A 22,122-nucleotide genomic window follows, 5' to 3' on the forward strand; every position below is an offset into this window, starting at 1 on the left:
GCGCTTCGGCCACCGCCGACCCCAGGCGCCCAAGCTGCCCGAGGCCGCCTGGATCAACCAGCCCTCACAGGAGGCCCTCATACAGACCGCCTGACGGAATCTGTCTCACCCGCCTTGACACTTTCCGCTTCGATTACAGCCCGATCACGGAGCGACCGACGATTTCGTGGCCGAATGGGGCCCGAGTGGCGTTCTATGTCGGGCTGAACATCGAGCACTATCAGATCGACAAGCCCTCCACGAGCATCTTCGGCGGTACCGCGATGCTGCAGCCGGATCCTTCGGGAGCTGGGGTATGACTACGTCCTGGACTGGACGAACGACGATCAGCCGTATCCGCTGAACGTCGACGGGATGTTCAGCGTTCCCTACACGATAGAACTCAACGATGTGACGATGTTCGTGAGTAAGAGCTATACCGGCCCGCAGTTCCTGGAAGCGGTGATCGACCAGTTCGATCAGCTCTATTCAGACTCCGAGCACTCGGGTCGCGTCATGTCGCTGCCGTTGCACCCGTTCATCGTCGGCCAGCCGTTCCGCCACCGCTACCTTGATCGGGCCCTCGAGCACATCACGTCTCACGATGGTGTCTGGGTGACGACGAGCGATGCCATCGCGGCGCACTATCAGTCGACGGGGAACAGGAGAGCCGATTCGTGACGAATACGGAGCTGATCGATGAGTACGCACGGCTGCGCGACGAGTTCAAGGCCAAGGGATTGGGCGGCCGGATCGGCTACGGCGAGAAGCCGGCGCTGCTGATCGTCGACTTGATCACCGGATTCACGGACAGCCGTTCGCCCCTGTCAGGCGAACTGGAGTCACAGCTGGCCGCCACCAATGCCTTACTCGTCCCCGCCCGTGAACTCGAGATCCCCATCTTCTTCTCGACGGTCGCGTACGACACCGAATTGCAGGAGGCGGGGCTCTGGATCAAGAAGATCCCGTCCAACCACCTGTTGGTGGAGGGCAGCGAATGGGTGGAGGTCGACAGCAGGCTGGGCCAGCTGCCCCACGAGATGACCCTGGTGAAGAAGTACGCATCCTGCTTCTTCGGAACTGATCTCGCCGCACGCTTGATCTCACGGGGTGTCGACACCATCATCATCGTCGGCTGCACCACCAGTGGGTGCGTGCGCGCCTCGGCGGTTGACGCCTGCTCCTACGGCTTCCACACCATCGTCGTCGAAGAGGCAGTCGGCGACCGGGCAGCCCTTCCGCACCTGGCCAGCCTCTTTGACATCGACGCGAAGTACGGCGATGTCGTCAGCCTCGACGACGCACGTGCTTACCTGCGGGGGCTTGCGCAACAGAACGATTGACTGCAGTAACGCCGTGGGGCCAACTTCCTCTGTGCGGAATATTGAACCGGCGTGCAGGCCGAGATCCCGCAGATGCTGGCGCAGGGCGGCGGATCCATCATCAACACCGCCTCGTCCCTCGGGCAGGTCGCCATCGCCCACCAGTCCGCCTACGTCACGTCGAAGCACGGCGTCATCGGCCTCACCCGAGCCGCCGCGGTGGAGTACTCCGACAAAGGCATCCGCGTGAACGCAGTGCTGCCCGGGGTGATCCAGACGCCAATGATAGACGCGCTGGAGGAGACCTACCCCGGCTTCAAGGACGCGCTGCTGACGAAGCACCCGATCGGCCGACTCGGCACGCCGCACGACATCGCCGAGATGGTCGCGTGGCTCGGTTCCGACGCGGCCGCCTTCGCGACCGGCGCGCAGTTCGCCGTCGACGGCGGGTACCTCGCGATTTAGACGAGGTGGCCACGACGGACGGGAGGCACGGTGTCAGCTGACACCGTGCCTCACGTCCGTCACCGGTCGCGCCGCGACCCGCGTGTCAGCCGTTCTTCGCGGCCAGTCGGTCCGTCTCGCTGTCGTTCCGCCACCCGGCGGTCGCGCCGCCGTCGACGCTGTAGTTCTGTCCGGTCACCCAAGAGGACTCGTCGGAGGCCAGGTAGAGCGGCATGTACGCGATGTCCTCGCCCGTGCCGGGGCGTTGAATGAGCGCGTTGCCGACCTGCCAGGCCTTGCCCTCCGCATCCACCGCCTTGTCCGTCGCCGGGGTGCTGACGAAGCCAGGCGAGATCGAGTTCGCGCGGACGCCGTAGCGGGCGCCCTCCGCAGCGAGCGACTTCGTCATCGCGATGACGCCGCCCTTCGCGGTGGTGTGCGCGACCTGGCGAGCGGCTCGATCCCGCGACCTTCGCGATCGACGGAAAGCAACTCGAGATCGATCTCGAGTTCGAGGCCTGGGCCAAGAGCGCGCGCCGCATCGGCGCAGCCACCCGGCGTCCGGCGAGGACGTCGCGGGGCGGACGGGCCGATCTCAACACGGTGCGTGAATGGGCCAGTCAGAACGGACACCAGGTCAGCGATCGCGGCAGGGTTCCCGCGTCCATCCTCGAGGCGTACGACGCGGCGCACTGACGCGGTCACTCCTGGGCTGAGCCGCGCGCTGCGCGCCAGTGCTCCGTGACGGGATAACCGGAGCGCACGTGCGCGCGCACGTGGACCTCCCCCGAAGGGGATCCGCTGCCGCCCGGCTCCGGCGGCGGAGGGTTCTGTGTCCAGCCTGAGCCAGGGACCCAGACCGTCCCCGGTTGCACGGGCGCGTCGGCGAGCGCGGGATCGATCAGCTGACGCGCGAGAGCCACGGCCTCACCCAGATCGGTGATCCCGCCGGCTGAGGGCGTGCCGGCCGCGAGCACCCGGTAGGGACCGTCCCAACCGTCCGGGACCGTGAACGTAGTGAACGAGTCGAGCTTTGACAGTGCACGCTTCGCGTCGATGGCCATCTGCAGCTCGCGCAGGTCGACGCGCTGCGTGCGTGCAATGGTGACGATGTCCACCAGGTCTTTCGCGCGGCTGCTGGGGCGGCCGTTGTAGGTGCTCATCGTCGCAGTGACCTTCTCCGCGACCTGATCGGAGATCGGGAACAGCCGGTAGGGGTGCGACGGGACCGGCCGCCCCAGCTGCAGCCGCGTCGACGGCTCGATCGTCTCGACGCGGCCGACCGGGGGAGGGCCGACGACCACGTCGATGGGGATGTCGGAGATCCTCCGGCCGGTGTTCGCGTCCAGACATGTGAACACCAGGCGCCGGGTCGCGACACCCGGCTGGTTCTCTCCTCGCCCGGTCGCACGGGCACGGGTGAGCTGGAACCGCACATGGTCGCCGAGATCACGCGCGGCTGCCTGCTCGAGCGCCTGCTGCGCGGCATCCAGATCGGCGGCGCCGGTCGAGGCCAGATCCAGGTCTTTCGTCGACCGTGACTTCGGCACCCGGGCGAGCATCGCCGTGCCGCCCTTGAGCAGCCACTCGGACTCTTCCCCCTCCGCAAAGACCCGGCTGAGGAAACGATCGTGCTGTGCCTGCACGATCTGCGCATTCACATCCAGCGCGCTCGCGCCGTCACCGGCTGCCTTCGTCGCGGCCGCCTTGATCGCCTGCGCAAGCCCCGTCCAGTCTTTGTAGCCGTCGGGCTCAGGCATCGGCCGGCACCACCGCGTCGACGCCCGCAAGAGCGAGCAGATCAGCCGCGAGCGCGGCACCCGAGGGGTACTTGTTGGGCTTGGCCAGCGGCTCCAGATACTCGGTCAGGCGGGCGGGGGAGAGCAGCTTTCCCGCGTCCGCGGCGTCGGCGAGCGCATCGGCGACGAGGGAGCGGTCGACCCACTGCTCGATCAGGTCGGCGATCGTGCGCTCGACGCTCATGGTCGGCATCCCGTCGACGGAGACCACCTCGGTGGGCGCGAGCTCGCGGGTGCGGAGCCGCACCCCGTCCAGGCGGGTACCGCGGCGGGTGGGAACGACGAACTCGAGTGGCCCGGGGAACCAGTCGCCGATGCCATGCAGCTGCGCGGCCGTCTGGCCTGCGGCGACGACGGGCGGGACGCCGGTGTCTGTGCGGGGACGGTCGGCGCCGCCGAGGGCGAGCCAGGTCGCGAGGATCGCCTCCTGCTCGTGCTCTGGCGCGCCGGCGAGGCGGTAGACGCCGCGCGCGACGCGGATGAGCGCGCCGCTGTTGGCGAGGCGCGTCAGGGTCGGGCGCGCCACGCCAGCCTCGAGCGCCTGGGCGGTGGTCACCAGGCCCCAACGCTGTGACGCGAGCTCGCCCAGACGAGCGAAAGTTGATCCTGCCATGCGCACAGTGTAGCGAGAAACCGCAACAAACGTTGTAGCTCGTTCAGATTGTCGACTTCGAGCCTCTGGGGCCACCCCTTAGCAGTGAGGGGGTTCCAAACCCTCGGGAACGGGTTATATTCGGGAATATAACCATCTGTGAGGAGGAGAAGATGCGGACCCACACCTGCCCGCCGGACCACAAGCACGGGCTGACCTCCACCTGCTACGTCGTCCACCTCTGCGGGTGCCGCGCCTGCATGGACGGCAACGCGCGCCGCCGCCGCGACCGCTACCGTCTCCTGGCCTACGGGCGATACCAGGACGCGCACCAACCCATCGAGCCGATCCGGCAGCACCTGCAGGCACTGGTCGACACCGGGATGATCCCCGAACGGATCGCCATCAGCGCCGGCGTCGGCGGCGCCACGGTCCGTCGCCTGCTCAACAGCGAGACGGCACGGTTCGTCACCGGCGCCACCGCCCGCAAACTCCTCGCAGTCACCCCCGACAGCAGCACTCTCGCCGCGCAGGGCCGAGTCAACGGCCGCGGCACCCGCCGGCGCCTCCAGGCTCTGGCCGCGATCGGATGGAACCACCACGAGATCGCACGCCGACTCGGCTACCCGCGCTGGAAGGTCAACAAGGCACTCGAAGGCGCCTACGTGGACATCCGTGTCCACGACGACATCGCCGCGCTCTACGACGAGCTCTGGGACCAGCAGCCCCCCACCCACACCCGAGCGCAGCGGGTCGGCCGCTCCTACGCACTCACGGTCGCACGCCGGCACGGCTGGCTGCCGCCGCTGGCCTGGGACGACATCGACACCGACCCGGCACCGCCCACAGCCGGGCAGGAACCCCTGCTCGACGAGATCGCGATCGAGCTCGCTCTCGCCGGCCAGAACGTCCGCCTCACCCGAGACGAGCGCCTCGAAGCCACCCGACGCGGGACCGAACGCGGACTCAGCCTCACCCAGCTCAGCGACCTGCTCGGCGTCGACGTCCGCACCATCGACCGCGACCGTGACGACCTCGGACTCCGGCAGGCCGCCTGATGAGCAAGACGCTCGACATCCTCGAAGCCGCCCTGCACGGCACCACCGCCGGCTACCTGGCCGGATGCCGCAGCAAGGGAGGATGCCCGAACCACGGCAACCGCCAGCTGCTCACCTGCACCGAAGCGGCCCGCGCCCGCCGCCACTACTTCTCGCTCGCCTCGCTCGAGGAGACCGAGCCGATCACCCGGCAGATGCTCCGCGACGCCAAGAACAGCCCCTTCGCACCGAAAGAAGCCGCAGATGTCTGACCAGCCGAACACCTTCACCATCGACTCCACCAAAGAGGGAGAGTGGCTGCGGGTCGTCCGCGCGCTCGGCGGCCATCGCTGGGCCCTGTCGCTGCGCTTCAACCCCCTCCCGCTGACTCAGCGAGGCGCCCGGCACACCCGGCCAACGCGGCAGCCCACACCCCACGCGGCAGCAGGCCACGGGCCGAACGCGAGACTGCACCTGCCCAGCTGCGCGATCTCCCCCCAGCTCGGCAACGGCCGCGGCGCCCACCTCAAGCAGATCCCCCACCTGGGCCGAACCGAGGAGCACTGATGACCGACATCGCCGTGCGCCTCCAGGAAGCCATGACCATCCAGACCGGCACACCCGTCACCGTCCGATGGAGCTTCCGCGAGTTCGCGCTCAACTGCACCCGCCGCGACGGCCGCCCCCTCACCCAACGGATGCACAGGCTCTTCCAGACGCTGCTCAACCGTGAAGCGCTCCGCGAGCTCACTCCAGGAGAAGACCCAACGATGGGATCCCGCGCAACCCTCATCGAGATCATCGACGACCTCGCCGTCAGCGCCGACCACCAAGGCGCCCGCGCGGCCGCGCTCGCCGAGGTCCTCCTCAGTGCCGGCATGTTCCACCTCGGCGACCAGCTCCGCCGCCAGAGCCACGCACTCTCAGAGCTCGACGCCGACGACGAAACCCTCGAGGTCATCGACGAGGCACGCACCCAGATCGCCCGAACCATACTGCTGCTCGACCAAGCCGACACCGCACAGGCAAAGGAGCGCAGATGAACCGACGCACCCGCCGCGCCAGCACAGCCCTCGCCGCGGTCGCAGCTCTCGCGCTCGGCTTCGGCGCCCACCAGCTGGGCATCACCTCCTGGATCGACACATGGACGCGCCCGCAGGCACCCGCCCCGGACCCGACCTACGACTACACCGCGCTCGCCGCAGTCGCGCAGGAGCTGCCGCTGATCGATCCCACCGAGGAGATTCCCGAGTATCGCCGCGCCACGTTCGGCGAGCGCTGGATCGACATCGAGGGAAACGGCTGCGATCAGCGAGACGATCTCCTCGCCGTCCAGCTGCAGGACGTCGTCCGTGACGGTTGCACGGTGCTCTCCGGCGTGCTCGACCCCGATCCGTACACGGGCACACGCATTGAGTTCGAGCACGACCGGATCGCCGCCCCTGGAGCCCCGGGAAGCTCCGGCGTCCAGATCGACCACATCGTCAGCCTTTCGGCGGCGCACGCCGGGGGCGCGTGGGCGTGGACCGAGCAGCAGCGCATTCAGTTCGCCAACTCGTTCGACAACATCGTCGCCGTCGATGGCAACACGAATGCGGCCAAGAACGACCACGGGCCAGCCCTGTGGCTGCCATCGAACGCCGACTACGTGTGCACCTACGTCGCCCGCTACACGGAGATCGTCGACACCTGGCACCTCGCGGTCGACGAAGCCGACCGCGGTGCGCTCGTGGACACGCTCTCAACCTGCGCTGCCCAGCAAGCCAGCGACGAGAGCGGGAGCATGTCGTGAAGCCGCTACGAACCCGCGTGGGATCTCGCCGCGCGCGCCTGACGCTTGGCCGCGCGAGCGCGGTCTACGACCTCGTTCGCATCCGTCGTGTCGACACCGAGGGTGCGCCTGATCACCTCGAGCTCGGCGTCGGTCCAGCGGGTGCGCCCTCGCATCCGCTCACCGAACGTGACGACGTTCAAGCCGAGCAGGTCGATCAGAGCCGCCTGCGTGGGAACCTCGGGCGCCCCCGCCCCGTCCGCGATCGCCGCCCGCAACCGCTCCGCGAAAGCCGCATCGCGCGCCAGTCCCGGCATCAGTCGCGGCCGGCGGCCGCGCTGCGAGGGCGCCCTGCGCGCGCGCTCCTGCGCGAATGCGTCGATCGCGGCCTCGTCGTAGAGCGGGGAGTTGCCTTCTATGGCAACCGGCTCGGGGAGCAGAGGACCCTCCTGGCCGGCTCTGCGCAGCTTGTTGCTGATGGAGCGCATCTTGTAGACCGCGACGACGGACACGCCGAGCTTCTCGGCGACGTCCGCCGTGGTGAGGTGCCGTCCGGTCATCAGCGCTCCTCTCAGCTGGATGAATATAACCACTTTCGCGGTTACGGCGCGCCGCGGCAACCAGACCCAACTTGGTTGGGGATGCTGGGGCGCATGGCTAACAAGGACGCGGACGCCATCCGTGAGGAGCTCCGTCGCATCGGCCAGCAGCTCGCGCAAGCGGACGAGCTGCGCGAACGCCGCGGCAAAGTCGTCGACGAGGCGCGCGCGGCCGAGCTGACCCAGCGAGAGATCGCCCTCCTGCTGGGGATGACCGAGGAAGGGCTGCGGAAGGCGCAGAAGTCCTACCACGGACGCGGGCGCTCTTACGGCGGCCGCCTCGCGTCCTAGCGACCCCGCCAGACCTTCATGGAGCGCCCGTCGACTGCGAAATCTGATTGCAATTTTCAAGCACTCTTGACTAATATAACCTGACGAATGAGGGGGTGAGATGGACGAGCTGAACTACCGACCCAAGCCGTGGACGCCGAAGGACGTGCCCACGATCTGGGTCGACCAGACCACCGGGCAAGGCGTCACCGACGCCGGCACGCCCGTTCGCCCCGTCATCGGCGAGCGCCGCAAGAACCCCAACCTGACGGACCTGCTCGACACGGCTGCCTCGTACGGCGCTAACCGCATCATGCTGACCGGGAAGCGCCCCGAGCCTGCGCCTGGCGTGCGGCACTGGCTGTACGTCCAGACCCCGAACTGGAAGCCCGGAGCCCACTGGGTCAACAACGGCCCGCCCACCGGTCGGTTCGAGCACGCGGTCACCGGCTTCAAGATCGAAGTCCGCACCGCGGAGGAGTGGTTCGGCGACGGGCCGCTGACCCCTGCCCAGGCTCGTCTGGCCTGGAACGTCACCGCGTCGATCATTCGCCACGCCGACGAGAACGCGCGCCTGTTCAACAGCCCTGCCGCCACCGGAACGAACCTGTGGGCGCTGTCGCTGCCGAAGAACATCAACCCCGTGCCGGTCGAAGACGACATCGCCCAGGAGATCCACTTCACCTCGGGCCTGCACCACTACGACCACCTGGTCGCGGGGGAGTCGTTCGCCAAGCACGAGGACTGCGTCCCGCTGATCGACCCGGCCAAGACGAAGAAGATCAGCGAGTTCGCCTACGTCGACGGCCGGTTCATGTTCGCCGGCGTCGGGCGCGAGCTCGGTATCGGCCCCGCGATCCGGCTGAACCAGGCCGCCGCGTACGAGCTGCTCGAGCAAGACCCCTACGCGCGCGCCCGCTTCCACGTGCGGTTCCGCGTCCCTCAGGGCTGGAACCACGTTGGCCTGCTCGGTGTGAAGCACCTGGACGTTCGCGAAGGCTGGTTCTATCCGAACCGGCCCGGAGCGGTGCACGACACCTGGGCCGACGGCAGCGAGATCCACGTCGCCCTCAAGCACGGGTGGGAGATCCGCCCTCACGAGGCCGTGGTGTTCCGCAAGGCCAAGCCTCTAGACACCTTCACCGAGCGCATGACGCGCGCCCGCGAGCGAGTCCAGCTGCAGGACGAGATGCACCCGGACCTGCGCCGCGCTGTGCTCGCCGCGCTGCGGAACATCATGCTGCACTCGATCGGTGCATTCGCCGCCGCGGGCCGCGACGAGACCCGCGTCGCCGCGTCGCCCGATGACGTCCCGCCCGAGTACAGGGCCAAGATGCTGCGACAGGGCAACCTCTGGATCTATCGCATCCCGTCGCGCCCGAACGACCGCACCCGAAGCTTCTACCACCCGGAGCTCGCCGCCCAGGTCTGGGGTCGCGCACGCGCTCGCGTCCTCCACGGCCCCAGCTCCCTCGGCGGCTACACCTCCGGTGCTCTCACGGTCGACCCCTCGACGCTCATCGGCATCCAGGGTGATGCGATCTACACGACCAAGCTGCCGGCGTGGTCCCTGCCGGACCGGTTCATCGGCGGCGGCGACGACGGCAAGACCGGGCGCCTGCGCCTGCAGGGCTACCTCAACGGATCCTTCATCACGCCGGAGACGCTGCGGCAGCGTGACGCGCTGAAAGCACGTGCCGAGCGGGCCGGCATCGCCAAGGCGCTCGAGCAGGCAGAGGAGAAGGGCTGATGGCTGACCAGCAGCGCACCGCCCAAGACCTCATCCGCGATCTGCGGCGCAAGGGCATCAGCACGGCCGAGATCGCCGAGGAGCTGCACCGCTCGCCTCGAATGGTCCGCAAGATCCTCAACGGCGAAACCAGCGGCGCCCTCTACCGCCAGGCGCTCCAGGAGCTCGCTGACACCGGACGCCTCACCCACGTCCCGCCGCGGCGCCGGCGCAAGGACGGCTCGATCGCCCCCGTGCGAGGCAAGGCCGGCGCCAAGCCCGTCATCCCCGAAGACCTCAGCGGCACCTACGTTGAGGGTCGCCAGGGTGGTCGGCTGCGCGTCGACGTGGCATACGCCACCGGGGGCGACCGGTACATCGAGATGCGCATCCCCAAGGGCCGCACCGCGAAGGGCCGCGAGCAGGCGAACGCCGAACTGATCAAGCAGGTCCGCAACGCCGCCAAGGGCCAGTCCCACGACAAGCAGAAGCAGATCACCGCCCACCTGACCTTCTCCAACGGCCGCGTGATGGAGGTCAACTCGTACAACGCCTCGACGATGCTCAAGCGCATCCACGAGAACGGCGGCGACGCCCTCGGCTGGTTCCGCGAAGAGTCGAAGAACCGATACGTGAACCTCGACACCAGCCGCGACACCATCACCGGCGTCACCCTCAACGTCGTCAGCACGGCCAAGACGACCGAGTACCAGAGGCAGGCCGAGCGCGGCCGCACTCGCCGCCCCCGCTCGCTGTCGCCGGCGGAGCTCATCAGCATGGAAGAGAAGCGGCGCATCGAGGAGCGCCGCGCTCGCCGCCGTGGAAACCGAGGAGGTGGTCAGTGACCATGGCCGCCCCGAAGAAGCCCACAGCTGCAGCGAAGCCCCGCGCACGCAAGGCCGCGCCCCCCGCTGAGGAAGTCACCAGCGACGTCGACCAGGCAGCGACGTCCGAAGCACCCGCACGCGCACCTCGCGCAAGCCAGAAGCCGGCAGCGGCGAGCGCGACGCCTCCTGAGTCGGCCGAGGCGGAGACGCCACCGCCGGCGAAGAAGAAGCGGGGGCCCTACAACGTCGTCTACGTCCAGAAGAAGCCCGTCTCGATCCGTCTCCCCGACGACGCGCTTGAACTGATGGACTGGGCCAAGCAGGATGCAGCCAGCCGCGGCGACCGCCTCACCAAGGACGAGATCGTCACCGTTGCGCTTCGCGCCTACTGGGGCCGCAAACGGCGCCGCGGGTAATGACCGTCTCCTGAGCTGCTGGCAGGGAAGTCGAGATGAGTGAAACTAACGGGCCGGCCGAGTTGCCGGTCTACTCGATCGCCGAGGCATTCGTGAAGCGATCCGGAATGTATATCGGGCAGCCCGTCACGTTCGAGCGAGTGCACACGTTCCTGCTCGGTTTCGAAACGGCGATGTTGTACGTTCGCGACGAGCTCGCGCGCGATCGCAATGCGTTTCAGCCCGTGGGCGTGCTCGGTCAGTTCCGGGAGCAGCTGCGATCCGAGGGGCGGCTCAGGTGGGACTCCTGGTCCCTGACGATCGTGGCGGAAGCGATCGGCTGGACTGGCGACGAGCCTCCGGCGATCGACGATCTGACCGAAGAGCAGCACCTCGAGGCAGTCCGGGACCTTCTCCCGTTGCTCGAGAAGGTCTTTGCCCTCCCCGCGGAGCTTGTCACCTCGCTCCGTGACTCCGCCTGAGAAGGGTAGGCACCCCACCGCTGTCGGTGTGTCGTCCCGCCCATCGAGTTCGAGAACGCGTTCTATGCTGTGCGGCGATGATCAACCTGACCGCCACCGTCCCGCTTGGACCGCTGACAGAACTTGTCGGACGATCCCTCTCGGCGACTGGGAGATGGGTCAACTCATCCGGTAGCGCCTACCTGTCATATCCATCACTCAGAGGATCCTGACCCGGACGAACGATCGCAGTCGCTCGAGGGCAAAGGACCCGTGCGGATGTCGCGCGTCACACCTCGACCTCGAACGGCAACTTTCGCAGTGTCGTCGCGGAAATCCCGGTGCTCTTGTACATCCGGGCGTGGGCGTACTGGATCTCCGGCAGCAGATCGATGCGGCCGATCGCCTCCAGCATGATCTCGTCGGCCTGACCGGTGAGATGACGCAGTTCGGGGATCGCGTACCCGCCCACGTACTTCCCGGAGTTGAGATCCCAGGAGCGCACGGCCGGCAGCGCCTCCTCGATCCTCTCGCCGAGCTCCACCAGAGCATCGAACGTGTCCTGCCCGTAAGCGTGCGGGGAGAATGGGATCTGCGACATCGTGCCCTTGGTGACGTTGAAGCAGTCGCCCGTGAACGTCCACCACAGGAACGCCAGCCGCGACGCCGCGATCGCGCTGGCCGCGAGCTGGTCCTTCCGGTTCTGAACGAACAGCTTCCCCTCGTTGAGGGGCACCGTGGCGTGCGTGGTCTTGTCGTAGGTGACCGGCGGCACCGTGTACGTGCTCAGGAAGTACGTGGCGGTCTTCTTGAAACCGACGGAGTAGTCGCTCACACGGACAAGCGGCGTCGAGGAGATCGTGCCCTTCGCAAGCAGCGTGTCGATCAGCTCGAACATCGCGTCGCTGCTGGCGCGCATCCAGTTCGGGGTCCGCGAGCCGGCGGGCCGAAGCGAATACCGCAGTGTCGCCATCAGATGCGGACGGAACGCCTCGATCCAGCTGTGGGTGAGCGTCGTGTGCAGCTCGGAGACGCTGCCATACCCGGCGGCGGTGATGATCGTGCTGCGCACCTTCACCTGGAACAGGGCAGCCGGGCGTTCCTGGAAGGTGCTCACCCAGATCGCATCGAACCGCCGCTCGTAGAACTTCCGCAGTGACTCGTCGCGATCGGCGAACTGGCTGCGGATGGGAACGATCAGGCTGAGCCGGCCATCCGGGCGCGTGATCTGCGCCGAGCGCTCGCAGCAGGAGGCGTAGATGTCGTCGACGTTGTCTGTCTCGAAGCCGGTGATGCGGTAGCTGAGCTCGCGCCGGTTGACGTAGGGTGGGTTGCCGATGACGACGTCGAAGCCGCCCTGATTGGGGTGTGACACGTCGCCCCGCACCGGCAAGAAGCGCGGCCCGTACAATGTCCAGCGCATCGAAAAACACCCCGCGACCTTCCGACTACCTCCGGACGTCTTCGAGTACATCAACCAGGCACGCGACGAAGCCGCGGCCCGTGGTGATCGCCTCACCAAAGACGAAGCGATCACCATGGCAGTCCGCGCGTTCTGGGGCGGCAAGCGCCAGCGCCGCCGCTGATCACCACACCGACATAACCGACGAAAAGAACTCTGGAGGCATCTGATGAGCCGTCGATCTATGCTCGAGCAGGAAACCGATCCGCTACACCCCGCGCGGATGCTACCGCGCACCTGAGACGAACGCGCGGTCCTTCACCGAGGATGGCTACATCTCGACATGATCAACCGAGGCAGCGAGAAGATTTCGTGCGAAGAGGTGGAGGACCTCGTCTACCGCTATGACAGCTTCGATCTAGCGGCCGCCGTCGCGATGCTCGACCCCGTGTTCAGCGAGCGGGTATGCGTCTACGTGAGTCTCAAGGAGGGCGGCCCGCTCGGGCTCGAACGGATCCGCGCCGCCATGGAGTCCGCCGGGGTGGCTAAGCATAAGCACCCCGAGCGGCTGATCGCCGTCGACGACATGCCCCTCACCAAGGTAGGCAAGATTGACAAGAGGGAGCGGAGAGGGCTTTGCCCGCCGCGACAGCGCCTAATGGGGCAGACGCTCAGCGCCCGCGCCGCCACGCGAGCCAGTGGCGGATGCTCTCCTCGAGCGCGTGCAATAGAGGCAACATCACCCAGATGACGCACGCGACGGTCAGTGGCGTCGTACATAGGATCTGGAGGTACGGCGGCAGGCCGGTCAGGAGCGGAGCGATGAAGTAGGCGTTGAACATGGCAGGCGGTACCAGCGCGATCCACACTAAAATCGCCGTCCACCACCGCGGGCGCGCGGGACCGGCCGTCGGGATTGCACCGGTGAGGGCGTCCGGAGTCAGTGGACGGGCCTGCCCGATCGTGAGCGGCACGGCCTGTTGCAGGTGCGCCTGCCGCTCCTTACTGTCCTCCCACCGGATGAGGTCATGGGGGGAAGCGAACGTGATCTCGACGACAACCTGGCGCCGGTGCCGTTCCGAGACTCGGACCTTCGACTCCCGGTAGCCGGGGAACGACTGGGCCCGGCCGGTGAAACCATGCGCCCACTCGGTGAGATCGTCCAGCCGCCCGGGGACGGCTGTGCGCGCCACCCGAGCCGTGACCGTGAGGTTATCTGGTTGCATGGTGTCCTCCCGGGGCAGAGGAAGCCCCGTCTCCCAGCGTATTGCGCCGATGACGCGGCACTGAACAGCTTCCGACCATCGGGGTCCGGATCAATAGCGCGAAATAGTGCTCTTCCGAGCAGTGGAGTGTCACCGCCACTGCCGCCTCACGCAGGATGGAAAGTTGAAAGACCTGGATCGACGGGGAGGTCATTTGCACGAGGCGTTTCGCTTGCTGCGGGAAGAAAGGCTCAAACGAGGCCGATACCATCGCCGAGCGACGGTGTATCACCCGGACGTAGAAGAGGTCGACCAGCTCTACGGTGTCCGGCTTCAGCTGGAGTCCTTAGGCGCGCGCCGGACGGTGGACGGATGCTGCGCTCCGAGATCGGCGCTTCGCGCGAGTACGGGACGCTAATGGATGCGGCGCTGGCAGTCGGTGACATGGGCGCCTGGCTGGTGGCGCACCACGCGTTCCTCCGCTGCTGCGTCGCGCGTGCAGACATCCCGTTGGGGCGGGTAGTGGACTCCTACCCGGAACGCTGCTTACACATCTATCAGTTGTGGCACCCGCAGTCGTTCGCCATCGCTCATCGCGAGTACGAGGCCGTCCTCGAGTCGATCGTCAGGCGTCCGACGCCCAGGGGATCGATCTGTCGCCGCTGGCGACCCACGAGTTCGCCTTCGACGATGCCGCCGCCGCCTTCGAGCAGTCCCGCGACGCGTCCAGCAGCCTGAAGGTCCTGCTCCGACCGTAGAGCGCCTGGGCCGTCGGGGCCGTCACAGGGAGCCACGCGGGCGGCGTGGGGTGGCACGGGCTGCAGTGGCACCGCGGAGACGATCCTCCCGCCTGTCGGGTCGGCATCGGAGCGCGCGGTGCAGGAGGAGCGCGCCCACGTTGCAAGTAAGCTTTCTGCCGTGCAGAATCGACAGCTCGGGTCGCCGGGCGATCCACCCCAGTATCCGATCGAGTCGGTCGACAACGCGCTGAAGCTGATCCTGCTGCTGGGTGAGGAGCACGAGCTGCGGCTCACGGACGCCGGTGCCCTCCTCGGGGTGGCGACCTCGACCGCGCACCGACTTCTCGCGATGCTGGCATGGCGCGGCTTCGTGCGGCAGAACCCGGTGACCAAGGCTTACGGCCCTGGCCCGGCGCTGACGACGGTGGCCTTCTCGGTGCTGCGCAGGATGGATGTCCCGAGACTGGCGCAGCCGATCCTCGAGGACCTCAGCGCCGCCCTCGGTGAGACCTGCCACCTGGGCACGCTCGAGGGCAACCATGTCCGATTCCTCGCCGTTGCCGAGCCCGATGTGGCCGTGCGCGTGGTTTCGAGACTGGGCAAGACCCTGCCGGCGCATTGCACCTCGACCGGCAAGGCGCTGCTTGCCGAGCTGAGCGACGAGCAGCTCTTCCGGCTGTACCCGGACGAGCAGCTCGAGATCGTCACACCGAACTCCATACGTTCCCGAGACGAACTCGTCGCCGAACTGGTTCGGACACGACTGGACGGTTATGCCGTGAATCGGCAGGAAAGCGAGGACGGCGTGGCGAGCGTCGCGGTCCCGGTCCACGTCTCGTCGGGACTGCGACTGGCGATCAACGCCTCCGCGCCCGTGCAGCGGTTACCGCCGGGCAAGGTCAAGTCCCTAGCGCGGTCACTGCAGGACGCCGCGATCCGCCTCGCCGAACTGTTGGGGTGAACCGGCCCGGGTCGTCGTAGCGCCCATGGATGCGCTGCGCACGCGAACACGCCGCTGATGAGCGTGGCTGCGGGAGCGACCGACCCGCCGCCGTGGGCCTCAGTGCCCGTTGGCCGGATCGTCCGGGTCGCGGGCGGCTTCTTCGCCTTGATCCAGCCCACTCAGCGTCGCCATATCCTCCGAGCTGAGCGTGAAATCGAAGACGTCGATGTTCTGCGCGAGATGCTTCTCATCGCCGGCGCGCGGGACGGGAACGATCCCTTCCTCGATGTGCCAGCGCAGTAGGACCTGTGCGGGCGACTTGTCATACTTCGACGCGATCGCGGTCACCGCGGGATCGGACAGCAGGGCTCCTCCGCGTCCGAGCGGGCTCCACGCCTCGGTCAGGATGCCGTGAGCGCGCTGGAAGCTGCGCTGTTCGACACGGGCGATGTCGACGCTGAGCTGGATCTGATCGACGTCGGGGACGACACCGGTCGCGTCGACGACGCGCTGAAGGTGGTGAGACTTGAAGTTGGAGACGCCGATCGCCTTCACTCGTCCCTCTTCGAGCAGTCTCACCAGACCCTTCCACGCTTCGACGTATCGGTCGAGGGCCGGAACCGGCCAATGGATCAGGAACAGATCGAGGTAGTCGACGCGAAGGGTCTTCAGCGATCGGTCGTACGCGCGCTGCACTCCCTCGACGCTGTGGTCCTCCTTGTTGAACTTGCTCGTGATGAAGACCTCGTCACGAGGGATGCCCGATGCACGCAGACCGGCACCGACGGCCTCCTCATTCGCGTACTTGTACGCCGTATCGAACAGGCGGTAACCGTAGCCGACCGCCTTCTCGACCATCGTTGCGCACTCGTCTCCCGTGAGTGGCCACGTGCCCACCCCGATTCGCGGGATGCGGTGACCGTGCAGGAGGGGGAGGGTGGTGTCGTCAGCTCTCATCGGGCGGCCGCCTTCGCCGGAGCCGTGCTCGAGGGCTCGAGGAGGGCGCGCAGCCGATGTATCAGCTCGTCCGCCTTCGCTCGCGAGGCGACCGAGCGGCGGGCGTCGACGAGGGCACGCGGCCAGTTCACGATGACGGCACCTTCGGCCTGCCCTTGGCTCTCGCCGTACACGACGGCGAAGCGGTCCTGCGCAGGGTCGCCCACCATCGTCCAGTGATCAGATCCGGTATGCCCGACGATCTGGATCTTCCAGTCGTACTGGTCGCTCCACACATACTCCGTCGGGTCGTAGCTGCGCAGGTCATCCGGGTGAGCGATGTTATGCGCGACAATCAGCGCCTGATCCGTCGCGCTCGTCCAGTGCTCCAACCGGATCGGGTCGGGATGCCGTCGGTTCATGAATCGTGCCACGTCGCCGATCGCATACACGTGGGAGACGCCGACGGCGGCAAGCGTGCCTTCGCAGACGACACCGTTATCCAGCGCGAGGCCCGACGACTCGAGCCACTCCGTGTTGACGACCGCTCCGATACCGAGCAGGACAGCGTCGACATCCAGCGTCGCGCCATCGGTGAGCGTGACCTGGACGCGGTCACCCGTGCGCTCGACGTTCTCGACGGAGACGCCGAAGCGTAGCTCAGCACCCTCCCTGCGGTACTTCTCCGCGAAGATACCGCCCACTTCCATATTCATCGCCCGGCCCATCGGAGCACCGATCGGTTCGATGATGGTGACCTTGACACCGGCCGCAAGCGCTGTGGCGGCCGCCTCGGCGCCGATGAATCCGGCGCCGACCACCGCGAGGTGGCGGCCCGGAACGAGCTCCTTGCGCAGCTCGTCGGCATCGGCGCGGGTACGCAGCACGTGGACGCCGGGAGTGGAAGCCCACGGGGTTCGGCGAGCTCGGGCACCCGTCGCGATGACGAGGATGTCGTAGGTCAGCTCGCTGCCGTCGGCGAGCGTCAGCGTCTTGCCGGCAGGATCCAGCTCGGTCGCGGCGACGCCGAAACGGGTCTCGACCCGCAGGCCTTCGAGCGCTTCCGCCGTCGTCAGCGCGATCTCCGGGTCGGATGCGGCGCCGCTGAGGTACTTCTTCGACAGCGGGGGACGGTCGTAGAGGGGATGGCTCTCCTGGTCCACCAGCGTGATCGCGCCGGTGAACCCCTCCGAACGAAGATTCTGTACGAGCTTGACTCCGGCGACGGAAGCACCGACGACGACGACGTGAGACATGCGAATCGGCTCAACCCTCGACAGACAGCGCCGAGACCGGGCAGCTTCGGGCGGCTTCCTCGACGCGAGTGCGCTCCGCGTCCGGCACCTCGAGCTGCAAGAGCACGACCTTGCCGTCGTCGTCGATGTCGAAGTAGTCTCCCGCGGCCACGACGCAGTTCGCGTAGCCCTGGCAGAGGGAGAGGTCAGCCTTCACCGTGGCCATGGTCATTCCTCGTTGATGATGGGTCGGGGTCGGGGAACACGGGCGCGTACGGCGACCCGATCATCGCTGAGAACGTCTGGACGGTCTGCCAGGTGAGCGCCTCCAGCTCGAGCGGGTCGAGTGCGATCCATTGTCCGGATTTCGGAGAGTCGATGAGCAGACGCGTCCCGTTGCGGGTCTCGACCCGGCTCACCGTGATCTCAGAGAACTCGTTGGCGATCGTGAGCGGCTCGCCGACGGTGCGCGCGACCAAACGTGCGCGCTCCTCGGCGGCGGCGATCGCGGCGGCCCGATCGACGTCGGCGCCTTCCCACTCCAGGGTCACAGGAAGATCGCCAGGTTCTGGGTGCGCAGCACCGACTCGTCGACGAGGATGACGCGGCGCGCGAGCTTGTACTCGCCTCCGACGTCACGGAACACATCCTCCCGGTGGGCGGAGATGATCGACGGCTCGTTCACGTCTCCTCGGCTGCGGAACAGCAGCATCGCGGAGTCGGCGAGCACCTCGCCGGGCACGTCGGTCTCGAACACCCGCACGTTGGTCACGAAGTGACGCAGCCGGGACGGAGGGTCCTCGGTCCAGGCATGCTCGGTAAGGAACCGTGCGACGCGCCGGCTGAGCGAGTACTTGTTCTCGTCCCAGTGCGCCATCCCGGGGGACGTGCTGAAGGGCGTGCCGAGTGCGGTGGTCACGCGGACGGGCATGACGTAGTGGATGTCTTCCGTCAGCATGTCCAGCCAGCTCTCATACCGCTGCTGGTCGAGAGTGTAGGCCTCTTCGACGAGCCAGCGATGGATCGTGGCGTGCAGCTCGCTCGTGAAGGGCAGGGACGAGCCCACCCGGTCGGCGAGGGTTGACGACTTGCGAAGCCGGGAGACTTCGGAAACTGCCTTGCCGGTCTCCTCGATCATCGGACCACCTTCTGACCATTGTTCGTGATGCCCGCAGGTCGGGGCTCGACATCCAGTGGCGGCTCGCCGCCGATCGACAGGGCACGGAAGTCGACGCCCTCGTACTCCGACTCCAGGTAGTCCGCCCAGCGGTGGAGCAGATGGCGCTGGTTGTACTCGCCGTAGCCCACGTGCGCGACGCCGGGGCCGGCGAACTGGTCGGGGCCGAGCGGCTCGACGACCGGCGATCCATCCTTGAGGATGCCCATGCGGCTGTTCAGGAGCAGGCGCCGCGCCATTGATCCCTTCGCCGTGTTCGTGAGCGAGACCCAGTTCTCCACGTCGTCCTGCTCGAACATGCCCGTCGACCCGAAGCACATCAGGTAGGCCTTGTACGACAGTGCCTTGAACTCCTCCGGAGCCTCAGCGTCGACCGCGAACCAGGAGTACACCTCGGTCTCGTCCTCGCTGATCGGAAGCCACGTCCGGATGGAGATGAACGGGAGCACGTCCTCGTCCGAACCCTCCTCGACCTTGGGCCAGTTGTGGACGAAGGACATGTTCGGGAAGAGCGAGGCCGCGGAGATCATGAACCCGTCGCGGCCGATGACATCGAGCTGCTCCTGAGACCAGGTCGCCTTCATCCGCTCGACCATCTCGTCCGGGTAGCCGACGTACCGCAGCCGCTCCTCGAGCGTGCCCGGCGGGAGCTTGTAGGTCGTGCCGCCTCCGTTGCCGGCCCAGTATGTGTTGCCGTCCTTGCGCTTCTCGGCCTTCGGCTCGCGGAACAGCCCGATCTCGACGACCGAGGTGTGCGTCTGGGGCGTGTGGTACATGTCGCCGGCGAAGTTCTCGGCGCCGATCTTCCAGTTCGCCTTGACGCGCCACCGCTGCGGGCCCCGGAGCTCGATGCCGCTGGGGCTCTGCCGGGTGTAGTAGTCGAGATAGAACTTGAAGTCGCCGATGTAGTCCTCGAGGCTCGGCGCATCCGGGTCCATGCTGATGAAGATCAGGCCGTTGTACATACCGAGGTTCGGCGCCGGCAGGAGCCGTGCGCCCTTTCGGCTGAACCCGGCCTCGCCGCCGTAGGCCTCCTCGTGGAAGGGGAGTCCGACGATGCGTCCGTCGTTGCGGTAGGACCACCCGTGGTACGGGCAGCGGAAGTGCGAGGCGTTCCCCATCTCGGCCCGGCAGACCTGCATGCCGCGATGCAGGCACATGTTGAAGTGGGCGCGGATCTCACCCTTCTCGTCGCGGACGATGATGAACGAGTCGTCGAGTATTCGCCGGACGACGTAGTCGCCGGCCTGAGGAATCTCGGACTCGTGGCCCACGAACAGCCAGGCGCGGCTGAAAAGGTTCTTTCGTTCGCGCGCGAAGATCTCCGCGTCGTTGTAGATGTACGCCGGTATCATTCCGCGACGGATCTCGTCGTAGATCGTCATGCTGGAAGTGCTCATCGTCGCGCCTATCCGTAGTGTAATGCTTCGACACCGCTCCGACGTCGCACGTCGAAGCGGGCCGAGGCATAGTTTCTGATGTGCAGAAATTGATTCTGCCACACACGCGCGCCTTACGTCAAGTGGGCCCGAGGAAGGCCTTCGCGGCCGCGCTCGGAGGAGGAGGCGATGCGTCGCGGCTGCGAGGACCATCCTCCCGTCCCAGAGGGTGGGCATGCTCCTCTGGAACACAGAAACCGCTTCTGCTGGAAACGAGGAGTCAATGATGAGCCCGTCGACCGATGTCGCAGACCGGGAATGGACCGTCACTCTCGATGGCAAGCCGTGGGCCAGTGCCGCGCGCTACGAGGTCGAGAACCCCACGACCGGGCGTCCCCTGACCTCCGCCCCCGACCTCTCCGAGGAGGAGGTCGGGCGCGCGGTGGCGGCGGCGCAGGCTGCGCAGCCGGCCTGGGGCGCGATGCCGCCCCGAGCCCGGGCCGCCGTGATCCGGCAACTCGCTGCGACGATCCGAGAGCACCGTGAGGAGCTCGCCACTCTCGACGCACTGGACGGCGGGTTCACCCTCTCGATGATGAGGGGCGATGTGGACGCGGCGGCGGAACTCATGGAGATCTTCGCCGACATGGCGCTCGACCTCGGTGGCCGGACGATTCCGGTGAGCACGAACCTCCACTACACCATGCAGGTGCCCTACGGAGTGGTCGCGCGTATCGGTGCGTTCAACCATCCCTTCTTCTTCGCGGCGGCGAAGGTCGCCGCGCCCCTCGTCGCCGGCAACGCCGTGGTCCTCAAGGCCCCGGACCAGACGCCGCTGTCTTCGTTGCGCCTGGCCGAGCTCGCGGTCGGGATCCTCCCGGACAATCTGTTGATCACCGTCAGCGGTCGCGGCGCGGTGACCGGACGCGCGCTGGTGCGTCATCCCGAGGTCCGCCGGATCGGTTTCATCGGGTCCACCGCGACGGGGCAATCGATCCAGCGGGATGCAGCCGAGACCGGAGTCAAGCACGTGTCGCTCGAACTGGGCGGAAAGAACGCTCAGATCGTCTTCGCCGACGCCGATTTGGAGGCGGCTGCGGCCGGTGCCGTCGCGGGTATGAACTTCACGTGGGTCGCCGGACAGAGCTGCGGCTCGACGAGCCGCCTGCTCGTGCACTCCTCGGTGGCCGACGAAGTGATCGGCCGGGTCGCCGAGCGCATGGCCGCGATCCGGGTGGGAGACCCGCTGGACCCGTCCGTGGACATGGGCCCGCTCGTGTCGGAGGCACAGTTCCAGAAGTCCATCAGCGCCATCGCCGAAGGCAGGAAGGCGGGTGCCACCGTGGCGACGGGCGGCGGCCGTCCCGCCGGCCTCGATGAGGGGTGGTTCGTCGAGCCGACGCTGCTCACCGGTGTCAGCCCCGGGTCGTTCGTCGAGCAGAACGAGATCTTCGGCCCCGTCCTCTCCGTCACCACCTTCGACGCCGACGAGGAGGCCGTACGGATCGCCAACGGCGTCCAGTACGGGCTCACCTCGAGCATCTGGACGCGCGACGTCACGCGCGCCCACGTCGTCGCCCGGCAGATCGAGGCCGGCTACATCCTCGTCAACAGTGGCAGCCGGCACTTCTGGGGACTGCCGTTCGGAGGGGTGAAGGCTTCGGGGATCGGCCGCGAGGAGTCCCTCGACGAACTGATCTCGTACACCGAGACGAAGACCGTGACCGTTCTGCTCTCGTAGGGGGGCAGCGCTGCGCGCTGTACGTCGTCGCAGCAAGCGCGGCGCGATCCATGCCGGCGGTGCTGGGAGGCGCTGTTCCCGTCAGCCTCGGGCAAACCCCGTCGAGGCGAAGGCCGCCTGCAGGGATGCCTGGGCGCCG

Annotated in this window: 30 protein-coding genes; 18 read left to right on the forward strand and 12 right to left on the reverse strand. The window is 67.3% G+C overall.

Going from position 1 to position 22,122, the window contains the following annotated elements; genetic code table 11:
- Window positions 1-354: 354 nt before the first annotated feature.
- From FE256_RS18375 to FE256_RS10230, 3 genes are read left to right on the forward strand one after another with little or no spacing between them, the layout of a single operon-like run.
- Window positions 355-660: a polysaccharide deacetylase family protein gene (locus FE256_RS18375; RefSeq protein WP_005050797.1), complete on the forward strand. Its 306-nt coding sequence runs from the start codon at window positions 355-357 to the stop codon at window positions 658-660.
- Window positions 657-1,322: an N-carbamoylsarcosine amidohydrolase gene (locus FE256_RS10225; RefSeq protein ID WP_005050795.1), complete on the forward strand. Its 666-nt coding sequence runs from the start codon at window positions 657-659 to the stop codon at window positions 1,320-1,322. The genes FE256_RS18375 and FE256_RS10225 overlap by 4 nt, the downstream gene beginning before the upstream one ends.
- A 51-nt stretch (window positions 1,323-1,373) precedes the next feature.
- A complete protein-coding gene (locus FE256_RS10230) occupies window positions 1,374-1,766 on the forward strand; it encodes an SDR family oxidoreductase (RefSeq protein ID WP_005050794.1) in 393 nt (130 codons plus the stop codon).
- Window positions 1,767-1,851: 85 nt separating this feature from the next.
- Here FE256_RS10230 and FE256_RS10235 read toward each other — a convergent pair whose 3' ends face one another.
- Window positions 1,852-2,295 (reverse strand): SDR family NAD(P)-dependent oxidoreductase, encoded by a 444-nt coding sequence (locus tag FE256_RS10235; RefSeq protein ID WP_082157159.1) that lies wholly within the window; start codon window positions 2,293-2,295, stop codon window positions 1,852-1,854.
- Here FE256_RS10235 and FE256_RS10240 point away from each other — a divergent pair.
- Window positions 2,286-2,441 (forward strand): Lsr2 family DNA-binding protein, encoded by a 156-nt coding sequence (locus FE256_RS10240; protein WP_425488716.1) that lies wholly within the window; start codon window positions 2,286-2,288, stop codon window positions 2,439-2,441. The genes FE256_RS10235 and FE256_RS10240 overlap by 10 nt on opposite strands.
- A 5-nt stretch (window positions 2,442-2,446) precedes the next feature.
- On the opposite strand, the gene FE256_RS10245 is transcribed toward FE256_RS10240, so the two are convergent.
- Window positions 2,447-3,505 carry a nucleotidyl transferase AbiEii/AbiGii toxin family protein gene (locus tag FE256_RS10245; RefSeq protein ID WP_005050776.1) on the reverse strand — a complete coding sequence of 353 codons (1,059 nt, stop codon included), beginning with the start codon at window positions 3,503-3,505 and terminating at the stop codon, window positions 2,447-2,449.
- The gene (locus tag FE256_RS10250) at window positions 3,498-4,157 is read right to left on the reverse strand and encodes a type IV toxin-antitoxin system AbiEi family antitoxin domain-containing protein (protein ID WP_005050774.1); all 660 of its coding nucleotides are present in this window, start codon (window positions 4,155-4,157) and stop codon (window positions 3,498-3,500) included. The genes FE256_RS10245 and FE256_RS10250 overlap by 8 nt, the downstream gene beginning before the upstream one ends.
- A gap of 152 nt (window positions 4,158-4,309) precedes the next feature.
- On the opposite strand from FE256_RS10250, the gene FE256_RS10255 reads away from it, so the two are divergent.
- From FE256_RS10255 to FE256_RS10275, 5 genes are read left to right on the forward strand one after another with little or no spacing between them, the layout of a single operon-like run.
- Entirely contained in the window at window positions 4,310-5,194 is an 885-nt protein-coding gene (locus FE256_RS10255; protein ID WP_005050771.1) for a hypothetical protein, read from the forward strand.
- A complete protein-coding gene (locus tag FE256_RS10260) occupies window positions 5,194-5,445 on the forward strand; it encodes a hypothetical protein (protein WP_005050769.1) in 252 nt (83 codons plus the stop codon). Before FE256_RS10255 ends, FE256_RS10260 begins: the two co-directional genes overlap by 1 nt.
- Window positions 5,438-5,740: a hypothetical protein gene (locus FE256_RS10265; protein WP_005050767.1), complete on the forward strand. Its 303-nt coding sequence runs from the start codon at window positions 5,438-5,440 to the stop codon at window positions 5,738-5,740. The genes FE256_RS10260 and FE256_RS10265 overlap by 8 nt, the downstream gene beginning before the upstream one ends.
- On the forward strand, window positions 5,740-6,216 hold the full coding sequence (locus tag FE256_RS10270; protein WP_005050765.1) for a hypothetical protein: 477 nt from the start codon (window positions 5,740-5,742) through the stop codon (window positions 6,214-6,216). Before FE256_RS10265 ends, FE256_RS10270 begins: the two co-directional genes overlap by 1 nt.
- A complete protein-coding gene (locus tag FE256_RS10275; protein ID WP_005050763.1) occupies window positions 6,213-6,965 on the forward strand; it encodes an HNH endonuclease family protein in 753 nt (250 codons plus the stop codon). The genes FE256_RS10270 and FE256_RS10275 overlap by 4 nt, the downstream gene beginning before the upstream one ends.
- Before the next feature lie 5 nt (window positions 6,966-6,970).
- Here FE256_RS10275 and FE256_RS10280 read toward each other — a convergent pair whose 3' ends face one another.
- Window positions 6,971-7,504, reverse strand: coding sequence for a helix-turn-helix transcriptional regulator (locus FE256_RS10280; protein WP_005050761.1), 534 nt, complete (start codon window positions 7,502-7,504; stop codon window positions 6,971-6,973).
- Window positions 7,505-7,597: 93 nt separating this feature from the next.
- On the opposite strand from FE256_RS10280, the gene FE256_RS10285 reads away from it, so the two are divergent.
- The 5 genes from FE256_RS10285 to FE256_RS10305 all read left to right on the forward strand — a co-directional run bounded on the left by FE256_RS10285 (window position 7,598) and on the right by FE256_RS10305 (window position 11,246).
- Window positions 7,598-7,834, forward strand: a complete 237-nt coding sequence (locus FE256_RS10285) for a hypothetical protein (RefSeq protein WP_043340519.1) — start codon at window positions 7,598-7,600, stop codon at window positions 7,832-7,834.
- A 100-nt stretch (window positions 7,835-7,934) separates the two neighbouring features.
- Window positions 7,935-9,563 carry a hypothetical protein gene (locus FE256_RS10290; RefSeq protein ID WP_005050756.1) on the forward strand — a complete coding sequence of 543 codons (1,629 nt, stop codon included), beginning with the start codon at window positions 7,935-7,937 and terminating at the stop codon, window positions 9,561-9,563.
- Entirely contained in the window at window positions 9,563-10,387 is an 825-nt protein-coding gene (locus tag FE256_RS10295) for a hypothetical protein (RefSeq protein ID WP_047801722.1), read from the forward strand. The genes FE256_RS10290 and FE256_RS10295 overlap by 1 nt, the downstream gene beginning before the upstream one ends.
- Window positions 10,384-10,785, forward strand: coding sequence for a hypothetical protein (locus tag FE256_RS10300; RefSeq protein ID WP_005050751.1), 402 nt, complete (start codon window positions 10,384-10,386; stop codon window positions 10,783-10,785). The genes FE256_RS10295 and FE256_RS10300 overlap by 4 nt, the downstream gene beginning before the upstream one ends.
- A gap of 35 nt (window positions 10,786-10,820) precedes the next feature.
- On the forward strand, window positions 10,821-11,246 hold the full coding sequence (locus tag FE256_RS10305) for a hypothetical protein (protein ID WP_005050749.1): 426 nt from the start codon (window positions 10,821-10,823) through the stop codon (window positions 11,244-11,246).
- 268 nt (window positions 11,247-11,514) lie between these two features.
- On the opposite strand, the gene FE256_RS10310 is transcribed toward FE256_RS10305, so the two are convergent.
- Window positions 11,515-12,765 carry an Eco57I restriction-modification methylase domain-containing protein gene (locus FE256_RS10310; protein WP_082157161.1) on the reverse strand — a complete coding sequence of 417 codons (1,251 nt, stop codon included), beginning with the start codon at window positions 12,763-12,765 and terminating at the stop codon, window positions 11,515-11,517.
- Between the two features lie 205 nt (window positions 12,766-12,970).
- Between FE256_RS10310 and FE256_RS18645 the strand changes: the two genes are divergently transcribed.
- Complete coding sequence (locus tag FE256_RS18645; protein ID WP_005050745.1) at window positions 12,971-13,378, forward strand: AMP-binding enzyme; 408 nt, start codon at window positions 12,971-12,973, stop codon at window positions 13,376-13,378.
- Here FE256_RS18645 and FE256_RS10320 read toward each other — a convergent pair.
- Entirely contained in the window at window positions 13,299-13,853 is a 555-nt protein-coding gene (locus tag FE256_RS10320) for a putative antibiotic biosynthesis monooxygenase (protein WP_005050743.1), read from the reverse strand. The two genes, FE256_RS18645 and FE256_RS10320, sit on opposite strands and share 80 nt — an antisense overlap.
- Window positions 13,854-14,204: 351 nt before the next feature.
- Here FE256_RS10320 and FE256_RS10325 point away from each other — a divergent pair, with 351 nt between their 5' ends.
- Window positions 14,205-14,570 (forward strand): hypothetical protein, encoded by a 366-nt coding sequence (locus FE256_RS10325; RefSeq protein WP_062633834.1) that lies wholly within the window; start codon window positions 14,205-14,207, stop codon window positions 14,568-14,570.
- 138 nt (window positions 14,571-14,708) lie between these two features.
- Complete coding sequence (locus tag FE256_RS10330; RefSeq protein WP_005050741.1) at window positions 14,709-15,533, forward strand: IclR family transcriptional regulator; 825 nt, start codon at window positions 14,709-14,711, stop codon at window positions 15,531-15,533.
- A gap of 99 nt (window positions 15,534-15,632) precedes the next feature.
- Here the strand turns inward: FE256_RS10330 and FE256_RS10335 are convergent, their stop codons facing one another.
- Genes FE256_RS10335 through FE256_RS10360 form a run of 6 tightly spaced genes read right to left on the reverse strand, consistent with a single transcriptional unit; the run spans window position 15,633 to window position 20,263 of the window.
- A complete protein-coding gene (locus FE256_RS10335) occupies window positions 15,633-16,472 on the reverse strand; it encodes an aldo/keto reductase (protein WP_005050739.1) in 840 nt (279 codons plus the stop codon).
- Entirely contained in the window at window positions 16,469-17,707 is a 1,239-nt protein-coding gene (locus FE256_RS10340) for an NAD(P)/FAD-dependent oxidoreductase (protein WP_062633832.1), read from the reverse strand. The genes FE256_RS10335 and FE256_RS10340 overlap by 4 nt, the downstream gene beginning before the upstream one ends.
- 10 nt (window positions 17,708-17,717) lie before the next feature.
- Window positions 17,718-17,912 (reverse strand): ferredoxin, encoded by a 195-nt coding sequence (locus tag FE256_RS10345; protein ID WP_062633830.1) that lies wholly within the window; start codon window positions 17,910-17,912, stop codon window positions 17,718-17,720.
- A complete protein-coding gene (locus tag FE256_RS10350; protein ID WP_085603657.1) occupies window positions 17,893-18,237 on the reverse strand; it encodes a hypothetical protein in 345 nt (114 codons plus the stop codon). Before FE256_RS10350 ends, FE256_RS10345 begins: the two co-directional genes overlap by 20 nt.
- Window positions 18,234-18,824 carry a 3-phenylpropionate/cinnamic acid dioxygenase subunit beta gene (locus FE256_RS10355; RefSeq protein WP_062633826.1) on the reverse strand — a complete coding sequence of 197 codons (591 nt, stop codon included), beginning with the start codon at window positions 18,822-18,824 and terminating at the stop codon, window positions 18,234-18,236. Before FE256_RS10355 ends, FE256_RS10350 begins: the two co-directional genes overlap by 4 nt.
- Entirely contained in the window at window positions 18,821-20,263 is a 1,443-nt protein-coding gene (locus FE256_RS10360) for a Rieske 2Fe-2S domain-containing protein (RefSeq protein WP_228164524.1), read from the reverse strand. The genes FE256_RS10355 and FE256_RS10360 overlap by 4 nt, the downstream gene beginning before the upstream one ends.
- A 265-nt stretch (window positions 20,264-20,528) precedes the next feature.
- On the opposite strand from FE256_RS10360, the gene FE256_RS10365 reads away from it, so the two are divergent.
- A complete protein-coding gene (locus FE256_RS10365; RefSeq protein ID WP_062633835.1) occupies window positions 20,529-21,983 on the forward strand; it encodes an aldehyde dehydrogenase family protein in 1,455 nt (484 codons plus the stop codon).
- Window positions 21,984-22,122: the final 139 nt, after the last annotated feature.

The organism is Microbacterium sp. 5K110 (genome assembly GCF_005774735.1).
In the GTDB taxonomy this organism is placed as follows: Bacteria; Actinomycetota; Actinomycetes; order Actinomycetales; family Microbacteriaceae; genus Microbacterium.